This window comes from Priestia sp. YIM B13551 (assembly GCF_042787905.1).
In the GTDB taxonomy this organism is placed as follows: Bacteria; Bacillota; Bacilli; order Bacillales; family Bacillaceae_H; genus Priestia.
Window position 1 is genome coordinate 948100 of record NZ_JBHZOX010000002.1, and the last position, 11338, is coordinate 959437.

Genomic DNA, 11338 nt, shown 5'->3' on the forward strand with positions numbered 1-11338 from the left:
TGATAAATGTATAAACATTTTTATATGGAGCAAAACTGCCAGTCTTTCTTCCTTATCTCACGTTTCACTCGTTAGTGTAGCAGGTCATTCTTTATTCAGCTGTTCTAGATGTGAAGCAATGGCTCACATCGCTTCATTTCATGATGTTGCTTCAGCGCTGATTCTCTCTTCCATTCATTTATAAAAAATTTAGTAGTTTATAATCTTTATAAAGTTAAAGTCTGTTAACGTCTTAAAAGAGCGATTATGTGATAAAGAGCGATATGCGTGAAGCAAATGTAGGTTTATATAATACTGTATTGTACGCTTTGACACTGGTGCATATAATGCTACTTCGCCAACGTGGTACACTGCCCCATCCAATCACCTCTATTTCCGTATATCTAAAAAGAATAAGGAATAATTATCCTATTTCTTTTTAAACTTATTGACTTTATTTTAAATGTTAAAAACTTTGCAGTCAAACGTTTTAGTTAGTCTCCTGCCCTTGCTATTTACTGGTGCGGCGATTTTTAGCAGGTAAATAAAAGCTTGCTGCTACACAAAAAAAACCAAGGACAAAACAGATAATGGGGAGTTTCACACCTATCGCTTCAGCATAATAAGTGAGACTCCTTCCGTGAATGGGGACAAGATTCATTTCAAAAATCAAAGTCAAAACAGCTGTCACTTTGAGTGCAATACCAACAATGAAGAGACAAACTCTCAAGCCTACACTCATATGCGAAAACATCCCTTCTATCCATTAGCGAATGGATGATGTACTACACCATATGATACATCCCTACACTTTATCACTAAATGCTAAAAAAGCGCTATGTCCATGCATAGACGCTTATAAATTTGCGACCACTTGTCCAATGGAATCATAGATAACCAAATCAAACAAATAATCGTAATGCGTAGGTTCTTTATTAATCATCACCATGTTTGTACGATTGTACCGGCTCACAAGCAGCGGAATCTGATTAATCGGTGCTACTTCAAGCGATGAACCAAGCACGATGAATAAATCAGATGACAGCGCTGCTGTAACTGCTTCATCGAACTGATGAATGGCATCTCCAAAGAGAACAACATTTGGCTTTAAAAGGCGCTCACACGCTGTACATTGTGGGAGAGCCGACTGATTTAAATACGCTAAGCCATACTCTTCTTTACAGCTTGGACAATGAGCTCTCTTAATGGATCCATGAATCTCAAAAACGTTCGTGCTTCCTGCATCTTGGTGCAAGCCATCAATATTTTGCGTAATCACATGCACGGTTTTGGCTTCTTCTAGTTCAGCAATAAAGCGATGGCCCGTATTTGCTTTATACTGATGCAGCATTTTAATATGAAAAATCTCTTTAAACAGCGGCCAAAACTCATGAGGATACTGTTCATAGAAGTCAGCAGCTACTATGTCCACAAAGCTTTTGTTTTGGCGATATAAGCCATTTTGAGAGCGAAAGTCCGGTATGCCTGACTCTGTGCTCATTCCTGCTCCCGTAAAAAAACAAATGTGTTTAGCATCATCAATGAGCTGTTTTAATTCTTTGTACTGTTTTGACATTGCATTTCTCTCCTATTTAACAATTAGCACAGGAATCGTTACTTGCTGTGCAATTTTAGAACTCACGCTTCCAAGCAGCATGCCTTTTACAGGATTTAACCCTCTGCTTCCTATTACTACAAGGTCAAATGAATTTTGATTAGCAAATTGAATCACTGTTTTAGCCGCGTCTCCATGCATAAACGTAATCTCATACTCCACGTTTCCTTGCTTTAAAATTTCATCTGTTGTATGTATCCGACTTTCCCGTTCCTCGTCGCGGCTAAGTGATTTTAATCTTGAATCACCCTCTACTGCATAAATAACTTGAATAAAACTGTTTTCTGTCAGCTGAGCCAGCTGAACGGCTTTTTCTGTTGCTTTAGCTGCATGCTCTGAGCCATCTGAGGCAAGTAAAATTCGTTTAAACATCACGCTTCCTCTCCTCTTTTGTAAAATGGTCTTCTCTCTTTACTATATCACTCGCTGTTCAAATGTAATCATTTTTTTAATTATTTCTATAATTTTTAAAATTATTTGTCTACTTTTATGATAAACTGAAAGAAAACGTGTACAGAGGGGATGGAACGATGTTTGGTTTTGAATTAATTTGCACTTTTTGCAAAGGGCTCGGAAAGCTAGCCGTTATTCCTGGTATCGGTTACATGAAAACATGCAAACACTGCGAAGGGACAGGGATGCAATCAAAAAAAGACGAAACTCCTTCAATATAAGAAGTTTCGCCTCAGCAACACTGTGATTAGATTGAAAGCTCTTTAGATAAACGGTACATATCAGCATTGATATGGTGAGGTTCACCTAAAATTTCCATAATATCATAATCTACAATTTCATTTTTACGGATACCGATTGCACGGCCGCCTTTACCTTCTAGCAGAAGCTCGACTGCACGACCGCCGAAACGGCTTCCTAGCACACGATCTTGAGCAGTTGGGGAACCACCGCGCTGAATGTGTCCTAATACTGTTACACGCGTTTCAATACCTGCAGCTTCATGAAGCTGCTTCGCCACTTCATTACCATTGGCTACACCTTCAGCTACTACAATAATGCTGTGCTTTTTACCGCGCTCTTGGCCTTTTCTCAAACGATCAACCATTTCTTGGAACTCATCTTTTGCTTCTGGGATAAGGATTGTTTCCGCACCGCCAGCAAGACCTGACCAAAGAGCAATGTCTCCTGCATTACGACCCATAACTTCAATAATAAACGTACGTTCATGAGAAGTCGCCGTGTCACGGATTTTATCAATTGCATCGATAACCGTATGAAGAGCCGTATCAAATCCTAATGTAAAATCTGTTCCTGGAATGTCGTTATCAATTGTTCCTGGGATACCGATACAAGGGAAACCAAGCTCTGTTAGTTTTACAGCTCCCATATATGATCCGTCTCCACCAATAACTACTAAGCCTTCAATACCGTGCTTCTTAAGGTTTTCAATACCTTTTAAACGCCCTTCTTCTGTTTTGAATTCTGGACATCTTGCAGAATAAAGCATAGTTCCACCGCGTTGAATGATGTCACCAACATCTCCAACTTCTAGCTTTTTAATATTTCCTTCTATTAACCCTTGATATCCTTGATAGATACCGTAAACTTCCATACCTTCATGAATTGCTTTACGCACAACAGCACGAACCGCAGGATTCATACCTGGAGAATCTCCGCCGCTTGTTAATACACCTATTCTTTTCATTACTTTCACCTCATCAAAGTCACATACATGACTACTATATTATAGTTCTACATTTTACCCGAGTTCGAACTTTTTGTGTAGTAATTCACAACATATTTCTTTGTTAAATTTTAAATGTACATACTTTTTCATATCTTTTAGTTATTTACCGTCAAATATTCAAAGTTTTTCTAGCAATATTGCACATCTAAAGAACCCTTTTAGTTACAGCTTTTATAAGACTATATTCACCTTTATATTTCATTTTTTTCATATATGTAATGAAATTGTAACGTAGAACACTGTCGAAAGATGATATGATGAATTTACTCAAATCAGGAAAAATTTTCAGGGGGTACTAGTTTTATGAAAAAAGTAATAGCAGCTCTTACGCTTGCTGGCGTTATTGTTTCTACTAGCCCGATTGTCAGCCAAGCGGCTCTAGGCGACCAAACGCTTCGCCAAGGCATGAATCATCAAGATGTTAAACAACTACAACAAACGTTGAAAAATAAAGGTTATTTTAAAGGGAATACGACTACATACTTTGGGACTGTTACAACTTCTGCTGTAAAATCATTTCAGCGCAAAAATGGACTAGCAGCAGATGGTATTGTTGGAAAAGGAACGTATGCTAAACTAGGCGTTTCAGCAAAGGGTAAATCTTCTTCTAGCTCAGCGCGCTATAACCCTAACGCAGTGATTAACAAAGGAAAACAGTATATGGGCGTTCGATATCGCTGGGGTGGAACAACGCCAAGCGGCTTTGACTGCAGCGGTTTTATTGGCTATGCGTTCAAACATGGCGGCGGGGTTCAACTTCCTCGAACAGTAGCTCAAATTTATCAAAAAGGAACGCGCGTCTCAAGTCCAAAAGCTGGAGATATTGTGTTCTTTCAAACCTATACAAAAGGGCCTTCTCATGCAGGAATTTATTTAGGAAATAACCAGTTTCTTCACTGCTCTTCATCTAAAGGTGTGAGCATCTCTTCTCTGAAAGAGAGCTATTGGAGCAAACGCTATTTAGGTGCTAAAAGAATGTAGTTTCTATAAAAAGGGCAAGCTGTGCGATTTTGATGCGGCTTGCTCTTTTTCTGCATGTAAAAGATTTGGTATAGTAGAAGCAGCACATTACATTGCAAAACCAAGCGTGTAGATGAATACTGTAAAGGAAGTTGAATAAATGCACACCCTTTTAATTGACATGGATTCTGTCATTTGTGATCTTATGACGGATTGGCATAACCAATATAACAAAGATTATTGCGACAGCTTATCGGTTGAAAAGTTAAAATGCTGGGAATCAGAAAAGTATGTAAAGCCGGAATGCGGCACAAAAATTTATGACTACCTCGATCAGCCGGGGATTTTTTTACATTTAAAACCTCTGCCTCATGCTGTTGAGGTTCTTAAACGACTTTATGAAAGGTTTGCCATTTTAATTGTCACAAGCAGCCGTACCTATGCTTATACAGAAAAAGAGCAGTGGGTTGAAAAACACCTTCCGTTTATCGGAAAATACAATATCGTGTTTACACACCAAAAAGATAAAATATACGGAGACTTGCTATTTGATGATGCACCGCATAATTTGAAGGCTTTTCAAGCTACAGGTCGCCATGCTGTTGCCATGAGCTACCCGTATAACGAAGAAGTAAAGGTCCCTCGCGTGGACGATTGGCTTCAGTTTGAACAGTACGTAAATACTTATTTCAACGAATGTTGAGCTTAAAAAAACACGTGGACTTTGTCATCAGAGAATGAATGCAGTTCGTTTGTTAGCACAGCTATAAGCATAAAAAAACCGCCCAAAAGGCGGTTTTTGACGGATAGCCCCCTAAGGGTTATCCTCTTTTTATTTAAAAAAGATATAGTTTTTTAGTACTTATCAGCTGATGAGAAAAAGTCCATAATGGCATGGATAATTTCAACGGACTGAAAAGAGAACAATGATATGGCTGTTAATGAAAAGAAACCAATCATGGCCATACGTACAAGTAACATAGACTAATCGCCTCCCTGTTTTGAACTAAATGAACGCACCCAAAACAATTCGCTATCTGTCTTTGTTTGTACGACGTTTTCGCCAAGCAAAGGCAGCTCATTCACTGCGTGTAACAATAACAATGAATCTTCATCTTTATCTTAAAGACTAAGCGTATAGTTAGTATATCAAATGAAACTTTTTCTTCAAGGCTATACTAGCGGTAAAAAAGGAAATAGTATGAAACGATGCGTTTTATCTTTATTTCATACAATTCAGTACCCTAATATTTATTATATTAAACCTTTTAAGAAAATTGCTACTATTATATCTTTTTTTATAAAAAAATATTGAGACATAGCTACATGCAGTAAACCTGCGTTCACCATCACAATGAAAAAATCCGAACGATTCATCGTTCGGATCCTCTTTCAACTGAAATACTTTTGTTCCGGCCTTCCCCATTTTATCGACACGTACTGTAATACTCATTGACAATGTCTAAAATGGTTGGGTATTCTTCCACCCATGTAAAATTTGTTTTTTCATTTTCTTTTTTTACTGTTTCTTGTTCTGCACCTATCTTTTCCATTGTTCAATCTCTCCCTTTAACTGTTATATAACATTTATATTAAATTAACTTTGTTTTATAACAATTTTCAGAAAAAAGTTGGACAATGACGTATGAAAAAAAGTTATTGTGCCGATAAAATTTTCACATAATACGTACGAGTCCTCGGTCCATCAAACTCACAAAAATAAATTCCTTGCCACGTTCCTAGCAGCAGCTGCCCATCGTGAACGATTATATGCTGAGAGGAGCCGACCGTGCTCGCTTTGAGGTGCGCCGCCGTATTTCCTTCCATATGAAGATCTAACTTATGTTCCCAAGGATATACTTCATCGAAGCGTCGGATCATATCGGTTTTTACATCCGGATCCGCATTTTCATTAATTGTTATACCAGCGGTTGTATGAGGACAGTAAACAACTACAGCCCCTTCTTTTAACCCTTCTGTTCTTAGTACTGCCTGCACCTGACTCGTAACGTCAATCATTTCGTCACGCTTATTCGTTTTTAACGTAAATGAATGTAGCATATCATCACCTCTTTTCTTTACCATAACATATCTTTTCTATTCTTCCACATTTTTCGCATAACTCGTTTTTACATCGTAAACACTAAGCTCATTAATACAACAGGCGGTGAGTTTATTTATGCTCGATTCAAAATTTCAGCCCAATGCAGACTACACCGTTCAAACGTTTCTAGATTTGGTGGGTCAAAATACAGATGTTGGTTCCAAAAAATTATGGCTGTCTCCCACAAAATATATATGCATTATTTATCTCCAAGGATTAGTCGACGGAGAAAAACTTGATAATCTTACTCAGCATGTTGTTGAGACAAAAGCAAAAAGTGAAACGCAAACACTCGATGACATCGATTCGTTTATTTCTGTCATTAAAGACAAAGAAGTTTATACATACAAGCAAGCGATCTCGTGTTTTTTTAAAGGTCAGCCCCTGCTGTTTATTAGCGAAAGCACCACGGCATACTCATTAAATATGTCTATGACCAAACAGCGCTCTTTAAGTGAACCTACAACAGAAAAAGTAGTGCGTGGCCCTAAAATTGCTCTTATCGAAAACTTAGATGAAAACCTTGGTCTTTTAAGGCAGCGTTCTACCGAAGAAGAAATGGTTATTGAAGACATTTATATTGGAAATACAAAGGAACATCGAACAAGTATCGTTTTTCATAATAAACACTGTCAAACTCACATCGTGAATCAAGTCCGAGAGAAATTATTAGACATTCCTTTAGATAACATTCAAGACTCAGGAATGATTGAAGAATTTTTAGAAGAAGCACCTTACTCACCGTTCCCTCAAGTACAAAATACAGAAAGACCGGATCGTGTTCTCGCTGCGGTGAATGAAGGGCGAGTAGCCATTTTAGTAGATGGCTCTCCTTTTGCTCTTTTAGTGCCTACAACTTTCGATATGATTATGAAATCACCCGATGATTATTACGAAAGATGGATAGCCGGTTCATTGCTAAGATTACTAAGGTACTTGTCTATTTTTATTACCCTATTCTTTTCAGCTATTTATATTTCACTCGTTTCGTTTAACCAAGGCCTGCTTCCGACTGAGCTAGCTATTACGATTGCGGCCACACGAGAAAACGTTCCTTTTTCTCCTTTTATCGAAGCAGTGGTCATGGAAGTGACGCTTGAATTATTGCGCGAAGCCGGGCTGCGTCTCCCTACTCCTGTTGGACAAACAGTTGGACTTGTAGGCGGGGTTGTGATTGGTCAAGCAGCGGTGGAAGCCCATATCGTTAGCTCCGTTATGATTATTGTTGTATCTGTATCGGCAATTGCGTCCTTTACCGTTCCTCAGTACGGAATTGGCCTTTCGTTTCGAATTTTGCGTTTCGTATCTATGATGATTGCAGCAATCTTTGGGTTATATGGCGTTACCATGTTTTTTCTTGTTCTCGTCATTCATCTAACCAAGCTCGAAAGTTTTGGTATGGCTTACTTCAAACCGTTTTTTGCGTTAAATAAAAAAGCCTGGAAAGACTCTTATATTCGTCTGCCAAACAAAAGTCTAAAACAGTCTAAAAATAAATCGGAATAAAACTGACACAAGGAGGACCATATGGAACAATCACAGTCACAATCAAGCAAGCTTCTTTCAGACTTTTATGCCATTTCAATTATTTCTTCAACCATGCTGGGCGTCGGTTTATTAACACTGCCAAGCAGCATTACAAACCAGACAAATAATGCAGATGGATGGATTGTACTTATTATGGACGGCCTTTTGTTTATTGGAATTGTTCTTTTTTTAGTCTGGATGGTTAAGTATTTTACGATTAGCTGTATGTTTGATTTCTCGCAAGAAGTAACCGGCAAGCTGATTGGAAATATATTCAATTTTACTATAGTCGTTTATTTCACATCTGTAGCAAGTTTTGAAGTAAGAGCTATGGCAGAAATGATTCATTTTTATTTACTGGAAACGATGCCCATTGAGTTAATTATCCTTTCGTTTATTTTGACAGGCGTCTATTTAATCACTGGCGGCATTGATTCTATCGGAAAAGTAATGGCGCTATGTTTCCCTGTAACGGTCATTATTCTTCTTATCTTATATCTTCTTAGTATTGGAATGGTCGATTTAAAAAACTTGCAGCCTGTGTTAGCTGATGGCTTCAGTCCGCTTCTTTCTGCTTTTACAACCGTCTCTGTCTCCTTTTTAGGGATTGAAACGATTGTATTTCTTCCAAAGCATATGAAAAACAAAAATCATTTACGAAAAGTTTCTATCATCGGATTTTCCATTCCTTTACTTTTATATATTATCACTTACGTATTAGTTGTCGGCGCGTTATCCGTCCCGGAAGTAAAAACAACCGTTTGGCCTACCATTGAATTTGTTCAGACGCATGAAGTAAAAGGAATTTTCTTTGAGAGGCTTGAATTATTTTTACTTATTGTCTGGCTTCTTCAGTTTTTTTTAACCTTTGTAATGTATTTCTTTTTAGCTGTTTCAGGATTTAAAAAAATTTTCAAAAACCGATCAACTACTAATATTATCTTTCTTGTGCCCGTTCTATTTATGAGCTCTTTAGCGCCCAAAACAGCAAGCGACGTGTCGAATTATTCAACTGTTCTAGGCTGGGCATTTTTAGTGACATTTTTAGTTATCCCTCTTTTTTTCAGCATGTTAATGAAAATAAAAAAGGTTGTGTTCAAATGACGAAAAAATGTCTTCCTGTCATAATGGCCATTTTTTTATTGTGCGGCTGCACAAATCATCGAAACATTGAACAACTTGCTCTTGTTATAGGAGTGGCAATGGATATTACATCGAAAATCGAACCAAAAACAGGAAAAAACCAGCTTGTGCTGACTCATCAAACGTTAACCGAAACGGAATCCGGAAATATGTCTTCTTCCATTCCATACAAAAACATTACAACAGCTGGTCCTACAATTCATGAAATTACGCGAAATATTTCGCTGAAATCTGATCCTATATACAGCCAGCATCAGCGAGCACTTTTAATAGGAGAAAAAGCGAGCAAGACCATCCCTCTTGATGCGCTTATCAATCAGTTTGTCCGTGACAATGAAATACGGCGCAGCAGCCTTGCGTTTGTTACAAAAGGCGATGCTAAAAACGTTTTAACGATTCAAGGAATGTCTGTACCGCCTGTAAACTTAATTTACGAGCTTGTTTACAATAAATTCAAAACGAATAAAATTCTAAATCCCCTAACAATGGGAGAGCTATCGGCTAAGTTAAAAACCGATCAAAGCTTTTTAATACAGCGGCTTTCTAAAATAAAAAATAGCGTTGAAATAGACGGCGCGGCAATCATAAAAGATAAAAAAGCAAAATTCACCTTAACTCAGCACCAAGTGGAGGGTTTAACGTGGTTAACGGGGAATATTAAAGGCGGAATTATTTATGGCAAACACAGATCATACCCATTTTCCTATGAAATTGGAGATGTTCAGCAAGATGTGAAGGCCCGCATTGATTCAAATCACTCCGTTCATTTTGACATCAACGTTCAAACAAGCGGCAGGCTATCAGAAGATTGGGAGACTTCAAAACAGGCTCTTGCCGCCTCTAATGTAAAGAACACCGAAAAAAAAATAGAAAAAATCATTCGAAAAGACGCAGAAAAAACACTCCGCTTATTGCAAAACAACTACAAAGCTGATGTGATTGACCTGCATGATTACGTGCGAATTCATCATCCTCATTTTTGGAAAAAACATCAGCATGAATGGGATGAAATTTTTAGCCAGTCGACCATCGACTATCATGTTCAGGTTCAAATTAAAGATTTTGGGACACAGGGCAGAGATTAGCTCTTATTACTCAACGCCAGCTTCAGTGAGCTCTTTTTTCTTTAGTTCCATAATCGTGAACTTATCGGTATAGTTTTTGCTGACGAACAGCTGGCGTTCATTGTCGTTATTAAAATAAAATTTTTTATTATCTTGATATTGAAAATTCACTTTCTTCTTTTTCATTTGTTTAATAAACGTTAAGTAGTCATTTGAATGAATGAGATACCTTTTAGGCTTATCGGATATTTGAACAACATCTTCACCCGAAGATTTTAATTTTACAATACTCCATGCAATGGGGAGAGGATTACCTTCTTGAAAGATCGTTTTGTGAAAAATGAGCACAAAGAAAGCAGCTGTAATAATTGAAATAAGAACAAGCTGTTTTTTCACCGTATGTCATCCTTTCTTCACGTCTTTACTACGTTAAGTAATACGACAGGCGTATGAAAAAACCTGTTCATCCGCAAAGGTTGTGTAAAGAAATAATGCAAAATCAACAAAATATAACAGTTTGGTTACCTTTTGATTAAATAACATTACTTCTTTACAAATTTAGCTAATCACGTGATAGACTAAACTCAACATATTAAGTCAGGACTAAACTAAATGAGGTGTTGCGTATGACTACAATGCGGCTTCAATCATACTTAACAACAATGTTTCCAAATGTTCAAATGAAAAGACCTCTTTTTTATAACGCGCCCGCAGGTATCCGCTTTACCCTTACCAATCAAAAAGGCGTATGGGAACGAGAATACATGAAAAATGTGTACGCACGCGCTTATGAAATTTTTGAGACACTCCATGAAAAAAATGATGAGCTGTTACTTGTTTTCAAAGCGAATGCTGCACAGGATGATTTACTTTTAAAAAAGAAAAAAGAAACAGCTATTAAAAAATTCATTCGCTCTCGCCTGAAGAAACAAGAAGTTCAATCCGTAGCATTATTAAATAACGCTGAGTATATTATTGCCTGTAAAACAAATGATGTGAAAGAAAAGCTTCTTTTGCAATCAATTGCCAACCGCGATCTTCATATTCATCCGGCTATTGAAGAAGAGTGTTATATTGTGAATTTGAATAAAGAAACCATCTTCCACCTATACGACGAGCGCGGACTGGACATTGTATCGAACAATCAGTCTTCTCTTCAACTTCTTCAGCAAAAGTTTCACGACTGGATTCTAGATATTGATGCAGCTTGCTCTAAAAAAGTACAATAAAAAAAGCAATCATTC

Annotated in this window: 15 protein-coding genes; 7 read left to right on the forward strand and 8 right to left on the reverse strand. The window is 37.5% G+C overall.

Annotated elements, in window-relative coordinates:
• Window positions 1–490: 490 nt before the first annotated feature.
• From ACFX4N_RS14500 to ACFX4N_RS14510, 3 genes are all read right to left on the reverse strand, one after another.
• Entirely contained in the window at window positions 491–721 is a 231-nt protein-coding gene (locus ACFX4N_RS14500) for a YuzI family membrane protein (RefSeq protein ID WP_035439113.1), read from the reverse strand.
• 114 nt (window positions 722–835) lie between these two features.
• Entirely contained in the window at window positions 836–1555 is a 720-nt protein-coding gene (locus ACFX4N_RS14505; protein WP_013058675.1) for an NAD-dependent protein deacylase, read from the reverse strand.
• A 12-nt stretch (window positions 1556–1567) separates the two neighbouring features.
• A complete protein-coding gene (locus ACFX4N_RS14510) occupies window positions 1568–1966 on the reverse strand; it encodes a universal stress protein (RefSeq protein ID WP_013058676.1) in 399 nt (132 codons plus the stop codon).
• Window positions 1967–2124: 158 nt separating this feature from the next.
• Here ACFX4N_RS14510 and ACFX4N_RS14515 point away from each other — a divergent pair, with 158 nt between their 5' ends.
• Window positions 2125–2268, forward strand: a complete 144-nt coding sequence (locus tag ACFX4N_RS14515) for a hypothetical protein (RefSeq protein ID WP_013058677.1) — start codon at window positions 2125–2127, stop codon at window positions 2266–2268.
• A 26-nt stretch (window positions 2269–2294) separates the two neighbouring features.
• Here ACFX4N_RS14515 and pfkA read toward each other — a convergent pair whose 3' ends face one another.
• Entirely contained in the window at window positions 2295–3254 is a 960-nt protein-coding gene (gene pfkA, locus ACFX4N_RS14520; RefSeq protein ID WP_013058678.1) for a 6-phosphofructokinase, read from the reverse strand.
• Window positions 3255–3599: 345 nt separating this feature from the next.
• On the opposite strand from pfkA, the gene ACFX4N_RS14525 reads away from it, so the two are divergent.
• Both ACFX4N_RS14525 and ACFX4N_RS14530 read left to right on the forward strand, forming a co-directional pair.
• Window positions 3600–4277 (forward strand): C40 family peptidase, encoded by a 678-nt coding sequence (locus ACFX4N_RS14525; protein WP_013058679.1) that lies wholly within the window; start codon window positions 3600–3602, stop codon window positions 4275–4277.
• Between the two features lie 139 nt (window positions 4278–4416).
• Window positions 4417–4959, forward strand: a complete 543-nt coding sequence (locus ACFX4N_RS14530; RefSeq protein WP_274588721.1) for a 5' nucleotidase, NT5C type — start codon at window positions 4417–4419, stop codon at window positions 4957–4959.
• A gap of 152 nt (window positions 4960–5111) precedes the next feature.
• Here the strand turns inward: ACFX4N_RS14530 and ACFX4N_RS14535 are convergent, their stop codons facing one another.
• From ACFX4N_RS14535 to ACFX4N_RS14545, 3 genes are all read right to left on the reverse strand, one after another.
• Entirely contained in the window at window positions 5112–5237 is a 126-nt protein-coding gene (locus ACFX4N_RS14535; RefSeq protein WP_013058681.1) for a hypothetical protein, read from the reverse strand.
• 446 nt (window positions 5238–5683) lie between these two features.
• A complete protein-coding gene (locus ACFX4N_RS14540; RefSeq protein WP_016765283.1) occupies window positions 5684–5809 on the reverse strand; it encodes a hypothetical protein in 126 nt (41 codons plus the stop codon).
• 103 nt (window positions 5810–5912) lie between these two features.
• The gene (locus tag ACFX4N_RS14545) at window positions 5913–6317 is read right to left on the reverse strand and encodes a secondary thiamine-phosphate synthase enzyme YjbQ (protein WP_013058683.1); all 405 of its coding nucleotides are present in this window, start codon (window positions 6315–6317) and stop codon (window positions 5913–5915) included.
• Between the two features lie 118 nt (window positions 6318–6435).
• Between ACFX4N_RS14545 and ACFX4N_RS14550 the strand changes: the two genes are divergently transcribed.
• The 3 genes from ACFX4N_RS14550 to ACFX4N_RS14560 are packed head-to-tail and all read left to right on the forward strand — an operon-like array spanning window position 6436 to window position 10115.
• Complete coding sequence (locus ACFX4N_RS14550; protein ID WP_029323899.1) at window positions 6436–7866, forward strand: spore germination protein; 1431 nt, start codon at window positions 6436–6438, stop codon at window positions 7864–7866.
• A 21-nt stretch (window positions 7867–7887) separates the two neighbouring features.
• Window positions 7888–8991 (forward strand): GerAB/ArcD/ProY family transporter, encoded by a 1104-nt coding sequence (locus tag ACFX4N_RS14555; protein ID WP_057273890.1) that lies wholly within the window; start codon window positions 7888–7890, stop codon window positions 8989–8991.
• Entirely contained in the window at window positions 8988–10115 is a 1128-nt protein-coding gene (locus tag ACFX4N_RS14560) for a Ger(x)C family spore germination protein (RefSeq protein ID WP_013058686.1), read from the forward strand. The genes ACFX4N_RS14555 and ACFX4N_RS14560 overlap by 4 nt, the downstream gene beginning before the upstream one ends.
• 6 nt (window positions 10116–10121) lie before the next feature.
• Here ACFX4N_RS14560 and ACFX4N_RS14565 read toward each other — a convergent pair whose 3' ends face one another.
• A complete protein-coding gene (locus tag ACFX4N_RS14565; protein ID WP_013058687.1) occupies window positions 10122–10490 on the reverse strand; it encodes a hypothetical protein in 369 nt (122 codons plus the stop codon).
• Between the two features lie 230 nt (window positions 10491–10720).
• On the opposite strand from ACFX4N_RS14565, the gene ACFX4N_RS14570 reads away from it, so the two are divergent.
• Entirely contained in the window at window positions 10721–11323 is a 603-nt protein-coding gene (locus ACFX4N_RS14570) for a DUF3885 domain-containing protein (protein ID WP_013058688.1), read from the forward strand.
• Window positions 11324–11338 lie beyond the last annotated feature (15 nt).